The organism is Asticcacaulis taihuensis (genome assembly GCF_900100255.1).
In the GTDB taxonomy this organism is placed as follows: Bacteria; Pseudomonadota; Alphaproteobacteria; order Caulobacterales; family Caulobacteraceae; genus Asticcacaulis; species Asticcacaulis taihuensis.
Genome location: NZ_FMTS01000001.1, coordinates 465,412 through 479,250 on the forward strand (window position 1 = coordinate 465,412; position 13,839 = coordinate 479,250).

Annotated in this window: 13 protein-coding genes; 1 reads left to right on the forward strand and 12 read right to left on the reverse strand. The window is 62.4% G+C overall.

What is annotated here, in order from left to right; translation table 11 throughout:
- Positions 1–10: 10 nt before the first annotated feature.
- From trbE to BLO49_RS02190, 6 genes are read right to left on the reverse strand one after another with little or no spacing between them, the layout of a single operon-like run.
- Positions 11–2,449, reverse strand: coding sequence for a conjugal transfer protein TrbE (gene trbE / locus BLO49_RS02165; RefSeq protein ID WP_090643621.1), 2,439 nt, complete (start codon positions 2,447–2,449; stop codon positions 11–13).
- Entirely contained in the window at positions 2,443–2,706 is a 264-nt protein-coding gene (locus BLO49_RS02170) for a VirB3 family type IV secretion system protein (protein WP_090643623.1), read from the reverse strand. The genes trbE and BLO49_RS02170 overlap by 7 nt, the downstream gene beginning before the upstream one ends.
- Positions 2,706–3,044 (reverse strand): TrbC/VirB2 family type IV secretion system protein, encoded by a 339-nt coding sequence (locus tag BLO49_RS02175; protein ID WP_090643626.1) that lies wholly within the window; start codon positions 3,042–3,044, stop codon positions 2,706–2,708. Before BLO49_RS02175 ends, BLO49_RS02170 begins: the two co-directional genes overlap by 1 nt.
- Before the next feature lie 35 nt (positions 3,045–3,079).
- Positions 3,080–4,051 carry a P-type conjugative transfer ATPase TrbB gene (gene trbB, locus BLO49_RS02180; RefSeq protein ID WP_090643629.1) on the reverse strand — a complete coding sequence of 324 codons (972 nt, stop codon included), beginning with the start codon at positions 4,049–4,051 and terminating at the stop codon, positions 3,080–3,082.
- Positions 4,044–4,463, reverse strand: a complete 420-nt coding sequence (locus BLO49_RS02185; RefSeq protein ID WP_090643631.1) for a hypothetical protein — start codon at positions 4,461–4,463, stop codon at positions 4,044–4,046. Before BLO49_RS02185 ends, trbB begins: the two co-directional genes overlap by 8 nt.
- 1 nt (position 4,464) lies before the next feature.
- Complete coding sequence (locus BLO49_RS02190) at positions 4,465–6,513, reverse strand: conjugal transfer protein TraG (protein ID WP_090645987.1); 2,049 nt, start codon at positions 6,511–6,513, stop codon at positions 4,465–4,467.
- Positions 6,514–6,718: 205 nt separating this feature from the next.
- On the opposite strand from BLO49_RS02190, the gene BLO49_RS02195 reads away from it, so the two are divergent.
- Positions 6,719–7,930: a hypothetical protein gene (locus BLO49_RS02195; RefSeq protein WP_090643634.1), complete on the forward strand. Its 1,212-nt coding sequence runs from the start codon at positions 6,719–6,721 to the stop codon at positions 7,928–7,930.
- Between the two features lie 7 nt (positions 7,931–7,937).
- Here BLO49_RS02195 and BLO49_RS02200 read toward each other — a convergent pair whose 3' ends face one another.
- The 6 genes from BLO49_RS02200 to BLO49_RS02225 all read right to left on the reverse strand — a co-directional run bounded on the left by BLO49_RS02200 (position 7,938) and on the right by BLO49_RS02225 (position 13,543).
- On the reverse strand, positions 7,938–9,902 hold the full coding sequence (locus BLO49_RS02200) for a DUF3363 domain-containing protein (RefSeq protein ID WP_090645990.1): 1,965 nt from the start codon (positions 9,900–9,902) through the stop codon (positions 7,938–7,940).
- A 152-nt stretch (positions 9,903–10,054) separates the two neighbouring features.
- Positions 10,055–10,663, reverse strand: coding sequence for a lytic transglycosylase domain-containing protein (locus tag BLO49_RS02205; protein WP_245678825.1), 609 nt, complete (start codon positions 10,661–10,663; stop codon positions 10,055–10,057).
- An 11-nt stretch (positions 10,664–10,674) separates the two neighbouring features.
- On the reverse strand, positions 10,675–11,211 hold the full coding sequence (locus BLO49_RS02210) for a S26 family signal peptidase (protein WP_090643635.1): 537 nt from the start codon (positions 11,209–11,211) through the stop codon (positions 10,675–10,677).
- The gene (locus BLO49_RS02215) at positions 11,208–11,453 is read right to left on the reverse strand and encodes a helix-turn-helix transcriptional regulator (protein WP_090643638.1); all 246 of its coding nucleotides are present in this window, start codon (positions 11,451–11,453) and stop codon (positions 11,208–11,210) included. Before BLO49_RS02215 ends, BLO49_RS02210 begins: the two co-directional genes overlap by 4 nt.
- A gap of 207 nt (positions 11,454–11,660) precedes the next feature.
- Complete coding sequence (locus tag BLO49_RS02220) at positions 11,661–12,857, reverse strand: DUF932 domain-containing protein (protein ID WP_090643641.1); 1,197 nt, start codon at positions 12,855–12,857, stop codon at positions 11,661–11,663.
- A 377-nt stretch (positions 12,858–13,234) separates the two neighbouring features.
- Positions 13,235–13,543 (reverse strand): DUF736 domain-containing protein, encoded by a 309-nt coding sequence (locus tag BLO49_RS02225; RefSeq protein ID WP_090643644.1) that lies wholly within the window; start codon positions 13,541–13,543, stop codon positions 13,235–13,237.
- Between the last annotated feature and the right edge of the window lie 296 nt (positions 13,544–13,839).

A 13,839-nucleotide genomic window follows, 5' to 3' on the forward strand; every position in this document is an offset into this window, starting at 1 on the left:
GATGAATGATTCACGCTGTGACTGAGCTGACTTTTGCGCTGTCGAAGGCCGGCAAGAGGTCCTTCGCCCAGGCTGGCCCCCGCGCGTTCAACAGGGCGGACGCAAAGCCGTCGGCCCCGTGTTCGGCCCAGAGCCGGTCGATCAGGGCCTGGTCGGCGGGGCTCGACGCGGTACAGATGGCCAGGGCCAGGGGACCGAGGTTGAGATCGAACAAGCGGTTGCCCTGGCGCGACTGGAGATAATAGTGCCGCTTAGGCGTCGCCTGCCCGATCAGCTCGATCTGACGTGCGTTCAGGCCGAGCGCCTCATAGGCGGCGCGGCTCTGCAGTTCGGTGGCCCGGAGGTTTGGCAGGAACAGCCGCTGCGGACACGACTCGATCACTGCGGGGGCGACGGCGCTGTCGATGATATCGGCCAGGGATTGGGTGGCGAAAACGACGCTGACATTTCGCTTGCGCAGGACCTTCAGCCACTCGCGAATGCGCGCCGCAAACAGCGGGTTATCGAGAAAAACCCAGGCCTCATCCAGGATCAGCAAGGTTGGCCGGCCGTCGAAGCGGGCATCCAGCTGATGAAACAGGTAGGTCAGGACCGGCGCCATCAAGTTGGGTGCGGCCATCAGCTCTTCCGTTTCAAAGCAGACGCACGCGCTTAGATCCAGGCGCTCGTCGTCCGAATCCAGACATTGGCCGAACACCCCGTCCAGGGTGTAAGGCTGAAGGGCCTGCTTCACCGCGTTGGAGGCGAGGAGCATCACCAGACCTGTCAGTGTCCGTTCCGACACCGGGGCCTGAGACAGGCTGGACAGCGCCGACCATAGGGTTTCCTTGATCTCCGGGGTGATGGCGACATTTTCCTGCGTCAGCAACAAGATCAGCCAATCGAGGGCCCACCCCCGTTCTGTCACGTCATCGATCCGCCGCAGCGGCTGAAACGCTAGCCCGGCTTCGCGGCCGAGCGGATAATGGCTGCCTCCGAGCGCCAGGGTCACGGCGCGCGCCGACGCCCCCTTGTCAAAGATGAAGACCTGCGCCTCAGGATAGCGCTGGAACTGAAGCGCCATGAAGCTCAGGAGGACCGATTTGCCCGCGCCGGTTGGCCCGACGATCAAGGTGTGTCCGACATCGCCGACATGCAGATTGAAGCGAAACGGCGTGGCCCCGGAACTCAGGGCGTGGAATAGCGGTGGACCGTCCAGGTGGCCATCCCTCACCTCGCCGGCCCACACGGACGACATCGGCATCAGATGCACCAGGTTCAGGCTGTGGATCAATGGTTGACGGATATTTGCATAGAGATGGCCGGGCAAGCTGCCGAGCCAGGCTTCGACGGCGTTCAGGCTTTCATCGATCGTCGTGAACCCAAGCCCGTTGATGACCTGCTCGACCTGACGCAGCCGGTCGTCCGCCACACTGCGCTCGGGATGGCTGACGGTGACCGTCGTCGTCAAATAGCCGAAACTGACCTGGTCGGCGCCGACGGCCTGCAACGCTGCATCGGCGTCCAGCATCTTGTTGTCGGCATCGGTATCGACCAGCCGGCTTTCCTGCGCATACATGACTTCGCGGAGGATCGCGGTCACCGACTTGCGCTTGGCAAACCATTGCCGGCGCAACCGCGTCAGGCTGGCGACCGCCGCGGTTTTGTCCAGAGGGATGAAGCGCGTAACCCAGCGATATGGCAGGTCCAGTTGGTTCAGGTGATCCAGGAGGCCCGGCACCGTGTGGTTCGGGAAGCCCTGAACAGTCAGGGTCCGCAGCCAGTCGTCGCCGAGACGTGGCGCGACGCCGCCCGACAGGGGCATGTCCGCCAGGATGGCGTCGAGGTACACCGGCGTTTCGGGCACCGCGACTGGATGCGCTTTCGTCGACACACAGGCGTGCAGGTAGGTCAGGGTCGCCGCGTCATCGAGCGGGTCGATCTGGGCAAAACAGCCAGCCAGCAGGTCCAGGCAGGCATCCGTGCGGCGGACGAAGCGCCCGATGGCATCGTGCCAGTCCCGGCCGCCAACCGTGCGGCTGGTCTCGATCATCGCCGCATTCAGGCTGTCCGTCTGATCGGCCTCTGGAAGACAGGTGAGTGTCAGGTAGTAGGTTGTCTCGAAGGTATGGGCGAGTTCGCCCTCGAACGCCGCGCGCCGTTCCGCCTCGATCAGGCGCGCGAGACCACGCTCGGCGCCGGTGTCGGGATAGCTGTGGGCGGGCGCCCGCAAGGCTTCGAAGCAGAAGGCCCAACCGGACCCAAAGCGGCGCAAGGCGTTGTTCAACCGGGCACACACGCCGACTAGCTCTTCCGGCGTCGCGCTCTCGATATCCGGTCCCCGGTAACGGAAGGTGCGCTGTAAACTGCCATCCTTGTTGAGGATGACGCCCCGCGCCACCAGGGCGGCCCAGGGCAGATGATCGGTGAGGCGATCGGCGGTGCGGCGGTATTGAAAGAGGTTCAGCATGACCAATAGCCTTTCTGGCGCAGGTGACGAAGCAGGACCGGCAGAATGTCCGGATCCTTGCGGGCGGCGAACACGGCGAGGCTATGCCCGACCAGCCAAAGGGCCAGGCCGGGCAGCCACAGGTGAAGGCCGAGGCCCAGGGCGGCCGCGAGTGTGCCGTTGATGATGGCAATGCCGCGCGGGGCGCCGCCCAGTAGGATGGGCTGGGTCAGCGCCTGATGGACTGGCACCTCGAACCCTTCGACCGGATGTGACATCAGACGACTGCGCCTCCGCCGAAGCTGAAGAAGGTCAGGAAGAAGCTGGAGGCGGCGAAGGCGATCGATAGGCCGAAAACGATCTGGATCAGCTTGCGAAAGCCGCCGCTGGTCTCCCCGAAGGCCAAGGTCAGGCCGGTCACGATGATGATCATCACGGCGATGATCTTCGCCACGGGGCCTTGCACGGAGTCGAGGATTTGCTGGAGGGGCTCTTCCCACGGCATATTGCTGCCGGTGGCACGGGCCAGGGTGGCGAGACAAAGGAGCGGCAGGGCAAGCGCGGCCGCGCGGGAGGTCCGGTAAAGGCGTATCGGTCGTGTGCGTTTAGCAAACATAGGTATCTCCTTGATTTTGGGTGGGATCTTCGCCCCTAGATGAGAGGCTGAAGCAGGTAGTCGCCGGCTGCGTCGAGACCGACCACTTGGGTGATGGCCTCCACCCGCCTCGGCGAATGGGTGTGCGGATTGTATCCGGCAATGAACACAACGATGTCGATGGCGTCGACGATCAGCACGCGCGGCACATGGCTGACAGCCTCCTGAATCAGCTGCTCAAGCCGATAGAGGGCGCCGCGGGCGGAATTGGCGTGCAGGGTGGCAAGGCCACCGGGATGGCCGGTATTCCACGCCTTGATCATGTCGAGGGCTTCGCCGCCCCGCACCTCGCCGACGATGATGCGATCCGGGCGCAAACGCAGGGTCGACCGGACGAGGTCGTTCAGGGTGACCAGGCCGGGCCGGGTACGGAGCGCCACACAGTCACGGGCGGCGCAGCGCAGTTCGCGGGTGTCTTCGATCAGGATAATGCGTTGGTCCAGCTCGGCGATTTCGGCCAGAAGCGCATTGGTCAGGGTGGTCTTGCCGGAACTGGTGCCTCCGGCGACGAGGATATTGCGGCGATCCTGTACGGCCGTGCGCAGCGCCTTCACCTGGCGGGAGGTCATCACGCCATCCGCGACGTAGTCCCCTAAGGTATAAACGCGATGCGCCGGCTTACGGATCGAGAAACAGGGTGCGGTCACCACCGGCGGCAGAAGCCCTTCGAAACGTTCGCCGGTCAGGCCCTCGCCGGCCGGCAATTCCGCGCTAACGATCGGACTGTCCTGGTGCACTTCGGCACGGACATGGCTGGCGACGAGCCGAATGACGCGCTCGACCTCGGCGCGCTCCAGCTTATGGCCGGTTTCGACGCGGCCTTGCCCCAGTCGATCCACCCGGATGTGGCCGTCGGGATTGACCATGATCTCACTGATTTCGGGATCGGTCAGGGCCTGGGTCAGCACGTCGCCCATGGCGGTCCGCAACATGCGCCGTAACCGGCTGGCGGAAATGGTTTCAGTCATCGAGACCTCCCAAGATGTCTGGATCAAAGCTCGGCTGGTCCTGCGCCAACCGACGGCCGACTTCGGCGATGAACGCGCGGAACCGCTCCGTGCCGCGGGCGCGCGTGGCCGCGTCCGTCTCCGGCAGGAAGGCGTCGCGTTGCAGGTTGAGGCGAATGAAGAGCGCCAGGGTCTCCATCAGAATGCGTTGGTCCCGCTCGAAGCGGTCCAGTTGCGCGGCATAGGCGCGGAAGCGAATGCTAAAGCGATCATCCAGCTCATTGCCGCCGTTCCGGTCCAGCCAATGGGTGATGGCCATGGCGAGGATGGCGGACTTGTTGGCGCCCGGCTTCGTGGCAAGCGCCTCAAAGCGCTCGGCGACCGGTCCGTAGAGGTAGATCTGATATTTTTTCTTGAACGGGAGCAGGGTCATCTCAGTTGTCCCGGAACAGATCGAGGTTCAGACCCCGGGCCGCGAGCTTGCGATCGGAGGCGAGGGTCGCGGCGGCCGTGGCGGCACGCCCCATCCGTGCGCGATCCATGGCCTTCTTGTCGGCGGCCACATCGGCCTCGTCTTCGATGCCCGCCTGGGTCTCGGGCTCGACCGGCTTAGGCGCCGTCCCGCACGCCGCCAAATCCGGGGCCTGCTGTAAACTCTTGCCCTCGTCCGCCCCGTCCCGTGCCTCTTCGGCCTTCAGGGCATCACGCAAGGCGTTCGAGACACCGCAGACATGACCCGCCCAGTCGTCAGGCCGCGCGACGGGCGCATCCGCGTACTTTCCGTCCCCCAAAGCCGGCGGCGGCAAGCGCCTGGCAATAAAGTTAGCGTCCTCAAAGTAGCGCAGCTTCTTGGCGCGGATCGGGGCGAGGCCTGAGACGAGGACCAGTTCGTCCGATGGCGGCAATTGCATGATTTCACCGGGGGTCAGGAGCGGCCGCGCCGTTTCCTGGCGAGACACCATCACATGGGCGAGCCACGGTGACAGGCGGTGGCCGGCATAGTTGCGTTGCGCCCGCTGCTCGGTGGCGGTGCCGAGGGCATCGGATATCCGTTTGGCGGTGCGCTCGTCATTGGTCGAAAACGCAATACGGACATGGCAGTTGTCTAAGATCGAGTTGTTCTCGCCGTACGCCTTGGAAATCTGGTTCAGGCTCTGCGCGATCAAAAAGGCGCGAATGCCGTAGCCGGCAATAAAGGCCAGCGTCGTCTCAAAGAAGTCGAGGCGCCCGAGGGCCGGGAACTCGTCGAGCATCATCAGCAGCTGGAAGCGATGCTTGAAGCCGTCGTTCCCTTCCAGCTTTTCCGTCAGGCGCCGGCCGATTTGGTTGAGGATCAACCGAACCAGGGGTTTGGTACGGCTTATGTCTGACGGCGGCACGACCAGATACAGGGAGGCCGGACGGTCGCCATCCATCAGATCGGCAATCCGCCAGTCACAGGCCGCCGTGGTCATGGACACCACGGGATCGCGGTACAGGCCGAGGAACGACATGGCTGTCGACAGGACGCCGGAGCGTTCGTTTTCCGACTTGTTCAGGATCTCCCGGGCCGCCGACGCCACCACCGGATGCACAACAGGGGCTTTGACGGTGCCGAGGTGATTGGAGGTCATCATCCGGCGCAGGGTGTTCTCGAACGTGCGTTCCGGATCGGACAGGAAGGTGGCCACTCGGGCGAGGGTCTTTTCCGGCTCGGCATACAAAACGTGCAGGATGACGCCGACCAGGAGCGAATGGCTGGTTTTCTCCCAGTGTGAGCGGTGCTCCAGGGCGCCTTCCGGATCAACGAGCACATCGGCAATGTTCTGCACATCGCGCACCTCATCGGCCCCTCTGCGCACTTCCAGCAACGGGTTGAACCGGGCGGACCGGACGTCGGTGGGGTTGAACAGCAGGCAGTTCGAGAATTGCGCGCGCCACCCGGCCGTCAGTTCCCAGTTTTCGCCCTTGATGTCATGGACGATGACGGACCCGGTCCAGGATAGAAGTGTCGGGACGACAAGGCCGACGCCCTTCCCGCTCCGGGTCGGCGCGAAGGCCATGACATGTTCGGGGCCGACATGTCGGAGATAGCCCTGTTTCCAGCGACCGAGAAACACACCGGCATCGCGCAACAGACCGAACTTTTCAATTTCCCCATTGGTGGCCCAACGCGCGGAGCCATAGGTCGTGACCCATTTGGCCTGACGCGCGCGCCAGACCGAGCCGACAATGGCCGTGAGGCATCCGGCCAAGCCGCTGCCCGCTGCCAGCGCACCGCACCGCGCAAAGACGCCGGGGGCATAGGCGTCGTAAAAGTACCACCAGATGAACAGCTGCCAGGGACGATAGACCGGGACACCGAACACGACCGCCCAGGCAGGCCCTAGTTGCGACTGATACCCCAATTGCAGGGCCGCCCACTGGGTTGCGCACCAGACGCCCAAAACGGCCGTCAGCAGCACGATCAGTATTTGCCCGATGAGGAGCTTCGTGGGGGTCATTCGCGCGGTCCAAAAATCCGATGGCAGGATCGGCATCCTCGGGCACTGGCGCGAAATGAAGGAGTCACCTAAGAAGGTCAGGTACGGACTGGTTTGGTCAACATCGACTTCGGCATCAAGCCGCAACTGCACCTGACCATCGCATTCGCATTGAACCGCTTAGGGCCGAACACCACCAAGCGAGTTCCAAACCTGGGTGGGGATCATGAATTCGATATTTTGGTCATGGCAAAGCGACCTTGATCCCAGAGTGACGCGGAACCTTATCCGCGAAGCTTTAGCTGGCGCGATCGCCGAACTCGATGCCGAATTGGAGGAACGACATGAGCTCACCTCTGATACGATGGGCGTCGCGGGTAGCCCGGATATTGTTGCAACCATTCTGGCCAAGATAGATGCAGCCAAGGTTTTCGTCGGCGATGTAACACCTATTGCGTTCAGTGCAGGCGGCAAGGCCTTGGCGAACCCCAACGTTCTCATCGAACTTGGCTACGCCAAGCGGGCCATTGGTCTGGAGCGTGTCGTCCTCGTTTGGAACACAGCGTTTCCGGGTGCGACGATCGAAAACCTGCCTTTCGACATGCGCGGACGCCGGGCGCCAATGGCGTTTCACCTTCCGACGGGCGCCACGACAGCTGACCTCAGAACCGCGCGCGAGGGTCTTCGCAATCAGTTGCGAGAGGCATTGCGGCTCAGCATCGCGGTTGCTTCGCCATCGTCGCCTCCACCACTCCCAGAGTGGCAACAATCCACATCTACACCGGCCCTTTGGTTTGATCCTGGCGAACGCCTAACAATAAACGAGTTGGGAATGGCGGGCTCAAAGCCCATGGCTCCTGGACCTTATCGGTATGTGCGAATATTGCCGCGACGGTGGGCGGCGCCGGTTAATTTTGGCAACGATGGCACCAACCCCAGAATTCTTGGCCCGACTAGTGGATACAGCTACGGCACTACAAAAGGTGGCTTCCTGACCTACACGGGAAGCCTGCGCGCTGGTGAAAGTCAGCTTGGAAATATGGTGATGCAGTTTCGGAAGACTGGTGAGTTGTGGGGCGTAGACCCTTTCGCCTTCAATGGTGAGTCTGGAAATCGCTTCTTCGCCGACGCCGCTATCAGCCACTTCTCACGTTTCATAAACGATAACCTGCCTTACCTTGCAGAACATGGCGGTCAGGGACCGTACCGGATCAAGCTTGGTGTCTCCGATTTGTCAGGGATGTTATGGAGTTCTGAAACGCGATGGGGGGGATCACCGATTGCGCTCGAAAATCAGGTAGAAGTCGAGTTTGAAGTCGCTTCCACAGATCGAGATCAGGTATTCGACGCACTTCTTACCGCTTGGGCCGAGGTTGCTGCGGCATTCGGGTTAAGCGCTCCGCCGCGCCAGATTATGGTGAGTCAAATACAGGTGTGATGACGCCTTAAGAAATGCCAACACCACGCCCTCGGGCGATCGACCAGTTGATCCCCTCGTCGCGATAGATGCCCGAGACCGTTTTGCCGAGATGATTTTCGAGCACCGGTCGCCACGGCACGAGCGTGAATTCCTTCCCGTGCTCGACCACCGCGAACTTGCCGCTGGGCAAGTGAAGCGATTGACGAAGCTGTCCCTCCACCCGGTCGCCAACCTTTGCCGGCCGATAGGTCAGTCCGGTCTCCTTCACTAATCGATCACTGGCAGCGGTGAGGTCACGGGTTTCCAGGTGCGAGAGCAGTCCGGATATTGGCCGGATCTCACCATCGAACTCAAACGCAAGTTCTTCCTGCAACAGCCACACTTGCCGTTGACGTAGGGCATCAGTCAGTTCCTTACCGAAGCCGGCTTCAGCCACCGAAACGGACGGCTCCACCAGTTCCCTGTCCAGCCAGGTGGCGCCGTTGTATTCCGGCAATCGCGCCAAGGGTATGGGTGACACAAGATCGACCGATACGGGCGCCTGCTGCAACCGCTTCTCTTCATAGGTCAGTGCGGTCTGCAAATAGCTTTCCGGTATCGTGAAACTGCCCGTGTCCGATCGCTCCACGCCTCCGGTCGTTCGACGAATGGCTTCCAGTCGCCGGACATGGGTTTCAGCGAAGGCCTCAGTCGCGGATTGATCGTGGTTCAGATGCGCCGCAACGTCATAGGATCCGCCATTGGCGCCGGCGACGGCGACAATCGTGCGATCAGCCTGTTTGATTTCCGCCCGGCGGAACTCGACTCGGACCAAAGCATCGTCCGCGAGAGGGCGTGTCCGATCCGCCTGACCGATGTCTATCCAGTGGACCTTACCATCGACGCCATCGATCATCAGGAAGTGCCGGTCGCCTTCACCGTCGAGGAGCCCGCGTTTGATCACCCTCCCAACTAAAGGTCCGGCGTCTGTGCGATCCTGCGCCACGCGATGAATGACGCTCTCCTCAGTGGCGCGGGACATACCTTTCAGGGCCAGCTCGCGATGAAGAGATTTAATGATGTCGCCCCGTTCACCCATATCGCGCAAAGTCGTATCGAAGTGTTCGGCGAGGCGCCAGAGCCCCTGCCCTAAATGCTCTGCCAGTCCAAAAGCCTGGAGCTTGGTCAGGCGTCCCGTCAGCACAGCCCGATTTTTTTGATCCAATTCGTCCGTACCGACGATCCGCTCGACGGACATGGTGCGGACCAGGTGCCGGTCCAGACTGGTCAATCGCGCCTGGTCCACTTCCTGCCAGCGCGCCAGGTCGATTTCGCGCTGGGTACGTGGCCCCAGATCTAGGGTGACCAACGCCTCCAACCGGTCGCGCATGCCGTCCTTTATGTAATCTCGGGCAATGACGAGATCCTTGCCGTTTTCGTCCCGGCCCCGGATGACGATATGGGTGTGGGGATGGCCCGTGTTGTGGTGGTCCACCGCCACCCAGTCGAGGCCGGTCCCCAGGTCCTTTTCGACCTGCGCCATGAACCGCCGGGTGAGTGGCTTCAGATCCGCGTATTTGTCGCCATCCTCTGCCGACACGATCAGTCGGAACTGTAGGGGATCTTCAGCTGCCCGATCCATGAACGCTCGACCATCAGCCTGGTCACCGCTACGGTCATATAACTGCCCGGCCTGCCTGTCGGGCGTTACGCCATCCCGCTGCAGATATCTGAGGTGCGCACGCGCCGCGCGCACGCCCTTGCCGGCGAGCTTCGTGTATCGCGTTTTGACTACGACGCGCCGGGCGCTCGGCCCGCGAAGCCGGCCACCGGCGGTCACGGCTGCAATTCCTGCCCCGCGGCCTCGGCTCCAACCCCGCCCCTTGCTGGCTGACGTTTTCAGTCCCCCCGCCTTTTGGGCGGCCTTCAGGACTTTTGGCAGGTACGACTGACCGCCTTTGGACCGAATTCGGCCGAGACGCGGCGTCACCTCATCCCGATCACCAGCCATGACCATATCCCATAGAAATCAACCCCTTACAGCGATTTAAATCCTGCCGAACGGTCCTAAATCCTGAAAAACGATGTGCAGACAATCACTTACGAGAAACAGGAGTTGAGCCTTTATCTTGCCTTATCTCCCCCTCCCTTTCACACGCCTGGTCAGTTCTGGTCGATCGGCACGAACACGGTCGGTAACGGTGGAATTTCCCGATCGGACCCTCCGCGCCCGTCGAGCTCCACGAACAGCCGATCTGCCGGCGGCGGTGTCTCGCCCAGGTAGCGCAAGACGGTGGTGAGATAGGTGCGTGTTTCGGCGGGCAAAGGCGTGCCGGTGAGACTGAGGGCGTACCGGTCGGGACCACAGTTGTACGCCGCGAACAGCCCCGGAAATCCGAACCGGTCGTAGGTCAGGCGCAGATAAGCGGTGCCCGCGAGAATGTTGTCCGATGGCCAATAGGGATCAGGGCCCAATCCGTAGGTCCGGCGCATATCGTCGTAGGTGGCGGGCATGAGTTGCATCAAGCCCATCGCGCCTTTCACGGAGATAATGGGCCGTCCGGCGCGGGTGGTTTGTCCCGCGCATTCCGCCGCCATGACGGCCTCAATCCACGGTATGGGGACGCCGAAGCGCAGGGACGCGACCGCGACTTCGGGACGCCAACGCAGCACCGACGCGGTGTGTGATTCCCCGGCGGCGTGAGCTTCCTTCGCATCAACTGACGGGGCCAGGACATCCATCACCATGGTCGTGGTCAGCCCGGCAAGCACGTGTCTCCGGTTCATAATGGCACCAGCCGCGCGCGGATGGCTGAGCGCTTCACCGGGCCAAAATAACGCCCATCGAACGAGTTGACCGCCCGGACGTTCAGAAGAAAGACGTCATCGTGGCCGAGGGTCGTACATCCCTGCCACCACGGCAAGGTCCGGCCCTTATGATCGACCGCCAGGCGCATCGCCACGGCCTGTCCATTGATAGAGATTGTCTTGCCGTGGGCGCAGATGCGATCGCCCGCCAGCCCGGCTATGGCTTTGATCATCGGCACGGTCGACGGCAGATACCCGCGCGCGTCGGCTAGGGTCCGCGCCGCGTCGGGCGCGTCCACCAGCACCCAATCGCCAAGACGGATAGAGGTCGGTGCGAGGGCGCGATAATATCCCAGCGGCGCGCTGGGGCTCGGATTGTAGATCAGAACCGGGCGAACGGTGTGGGTGGACAGGGCCAAGAGCCCGGCGCCGACGGCGGCCGTTGTCAGAACCAGGCGCACATCACGGCGGCTCGCTTTTGACCGCGCCGGGCGTTGCCAACGCACCGTCATGACGATTTCCCCGGTGTGCGCGGTGGCAGTTTGGTGATGGTTTCGGCGTCGCACCAAGCCTTCAGATCGTCCACGTGATATCGCACGGTGGCCCCCAGTTTCCGGAAGGCCGGGCCGCCGCCGTTGACCCGCAGCCGCTGCAGCGTTTTGGGGGATAGGCCGAGGTAAAAACAGGCCTGTTTGACGCCCAGATAGGGCGTGCCTTTGCGCGCCAGGGCCGCGCGGGAAATCTCGTCATCCATGGGAAATCTGTCCTGTCAGCGCCGGTGGCGGGAGGCGACCGGTCGTGTGGACAGCTTGGTTGCGGGGTCCCCCTTCCGGGAGATTCGGAAACGAGGGGCTCCAAAATCGAATCCCGTTGTGCGATCGACCCGCGAGCCATGCCGCAGGCATGGCGAGCGCCGGGGCTCTCTTCAGACCCCCGGCGCAACCTCAGAAAACCGCTGGCTTTAGGCTACGCCTGCCATCAGTTTCTTGGCCTTGCTCTCCAGATCGAGACGGCTGTCCTGATGGGCTTTCGTTCGGGCCAAGGCGGTTATGCCCTGCACAAAATCGAAGAGACTTTCCGGCTTTTTGCCTTCTTCATTCAGCACGGTTTGAATGATTTTGGCTGTCTCCGGCTTGGTAAACCCGCGCTTTTTCAGGAAGGTTTCGCGGTCGTCGTCATCCTTGGCCACGATCGTTTCACGGGCCGCCTTAATACCGGCGATGAACCCGGCGGGAGACGAGTCCGCGAACTTCGTCAACGCTGGCGCGGCTTCATAAGCGAAGCGCTGGGCCGCGAACTTGCTGTGACGGATGGTGATTTCTTCAAAGTTCTCGACGCCCCACAGGTTGCGATTTTGGCAGACGGCGCGCAGATAAAAGCTGGCGATGCCGAGGGTTTTGGAGCCCACTTCCGAGTTCCATGCGTAAAATCCCCGGAAGTACAAGTCGGGCTCCCCATTGGGCAAACGGCCCGCCTCGATAGGGTGCGTATCGTCCACAAGAAACAGAAACACGTCCCGATCGCTAGCATAGAGCGTGGTGGTTTCCTTGGTGACATCGACATAGGGATTGTGCCGCATGGTGCCCCAGTCGAGCACGCCGGGCACCTTCCAGCGGGTGTCCCCGAGACCGTTTCCGGCAATCTTGCGCACGGCGGACACCAGTTCATGGTCCCAAATCCGGCCATAGTCCGGCCCGGTGACGGCGCGCATTTCGACGCGCCCGTCGTCGGTCTCCAAGCTCTTGATCAGTTCGCTGCGATGGTTCAGCAGACCATGCTGCAAGTTGATCCCGGCCAGCGGCGCGGGAAGTGTACGCAGATACTGAGCGGGTGCGCCGACCAGCCCGCTTAACTGGCCAAAACTCCAATGGGTGGGACTGACCGGCGTGTCCCGTCCGGGCAGGATCAGGGCCAGACTTTCCATGTCGTCGCGGCTGGCTTCCACGCGAACCGCGCTGCTTGCAACCGTGCGGACGTGTGCGCCATCCGCCCGTTTACGGGTGGCGGCATAGAGGTCATCGAGGTTCAGGAAGCGTTCGTCGTCGGGGCGGGAAAACCATTGCGAGGACACGCGGCCATTATGGCCGCCACGCGTCACATCGACGGCAAACGCGCCGGACACAGGGGCATCTTTGGGCAGACTGATAGGGACATTCATTTCGATCTCTCCTAATGGGCTTGGGTTACAGCGGCCTTGCTTGGTCCGCTGAAACCCTGCCCCTCGGCGAGAGCGGGTGTGCAAACGGAGTAGGTGCCTTCGCGGGGAACCGGCTGCAGGGTGCGCAGCGCCCGAAGCTGGGCGGAAGGCACCTCGAAGTGCGCCGAGGGCGGAGCCCTAAGTCCCTTTCTTTTCTGCGGCGACACACTACGGCCCCATTTCTCGCCTAGCAGGAGAATTCGCCACCACCTTCAATTCCCCCCAGAATTGGGTGGCGTGCGGGTGTCCCTGCCCCCCTCGGACACCCGCCCCTTCCCCGAAATTCAACCAAGAAAAAGCCCCACATCGGATGATGCGGGGCCTGCTCTGTTAGTCTATCAGTTGCTGCGCGGACGCGACCACAGGAGATTGTAGGTGTCCGGGTCGTCGCCGGGAAACAGGCTGGCGAAGATCGGGTTGGTCAGGGAGGGATCGTCAAGCTTGAGCGAAATATATTCGCGCTGATTGTCGCTCGTCTTCTTCCACCCGGCCCCGATTTCGGCATCGTCCGAATAGACCCGGTAGGCGGGCGCCTGATCCGATCCGCCTTCGATCGGGACCAGTTTCGCCTTGAACTTGAAAGCGAGGGTCTTGACCGTGCCGGTAAAGGTGTCGCCCGATTTGGTGAATGTACCGATGATTGACATGGTGTCGTCCTTTCTGTGCTCGGGCCGCGACCATCGCGACCTCGATGGCGGTCGTTCGAACGGGACCGGGCCGACCGCACCCGCAGGGCCGGAACGCAGTGGAGGACAGCCGACAGGCTGTTGCGGTCCAAGGACCGGTTTCGTTTAGACCCCAACGTGGAGAGGTCGCCTTGTCGCGTTCCCCACAGACCGGGCGACGTCCTGTCACTCATCGGGGCGTTTGCCAGGTCGGGCGACACCTTTACCGGCACGGTCCCTCGATTTCACGGTCAAGGGGGAACGGGCTGTCGCCGAAC

Excerpts from the sequence above, each read along its gene's own strand:
- trbE (WP_090643621.1), bottom strand. The coding sequence starts at position 2,449 with ATGCTGAACCTCTTTCAATACCGCCGCACCGCCGATCGCCTCACCGAT.
- BLO49_RS02170 (WP_090643623.1), bottom strand. The coding sequence starts at position 2,706 with ATGTCACATCCGGTCGAAGGGTTCGAGGTGCCAGTCCATCAGGCGCTG.
- BLO49_RS02175 (WP_090643626.1), bottom strand. The coding sequence starts at position 3,044 with ATGTTTGCTAAACGCACACGACCGATACGCCTTTACCGGACCTCCCGC.
- trbB (WP_090643629.1), bottom strand. The coding sequence starts at position 4,051 with ATGACTGAAACCATTTCCGCCAGCCGGTTACGGCGCATGTTGCGGACC.
- BLO49_RS02185 (WP_090643631.1), bottom strand. The coding sequence starts at position 4,463 with ATGACCCTGCTCCCGTTCAAGAAAAAATATCAGATCTACCTCTACGGA.
- BLO49_RS02190 (WP_090645987.1), bottom strand. The coding sequence starts at position 6,513 with ATGACCCCCACGAAGCTCCTCATCGGGCAAATACTGATCGTGCTGCTG.
- BLO49_RS02195 (WP_090643634.1), top strand. The coding sequence starts at position 6,719 with ATGAATTCGATATTTTGGTCATGGCAAAGCGACCTTGATCCCAGAGTG.
- BLO49_RS02200 (WP_090645990.1), bottom strand. The coding sequence starts at position 9,902 with ATGGCTGGTGATCGGGATGAGGTGACGCCGCGTCTCGGCCGAATTCGG.
- BLO49_RS02210 (WP_090643635.1), bottom strand. The coding sequence starts at position 11,211 with ATGACGGTGCGTTGGCAACGCCCGGCGCGGTCAAAAGCGAGCCGCCGT.
- BLO49_RS02215 (WP_090643638.1), bottom strand. The coding sequence starts at position 11,453 with ATGGATGACGAGATTTCCCGCGCGGCCCTGGCGCGCAAAGGCACGCCC.
- BLO49_RS02220 (WP_090643641.1), bottom strand. The coding sequence starts at position 12,857 with ATGAATGTCCCTATCAGTCTGCCCAAAGATGCCCCTGTGTCCGGCGCG.
- BLO49_RS02225 (WP_090643644.1), bottom strand. The coding sequence starts at position 13,543 with ATGTCAATCATCGGTACATTCACCAAATCGGGCGACACCTTTACCGGC.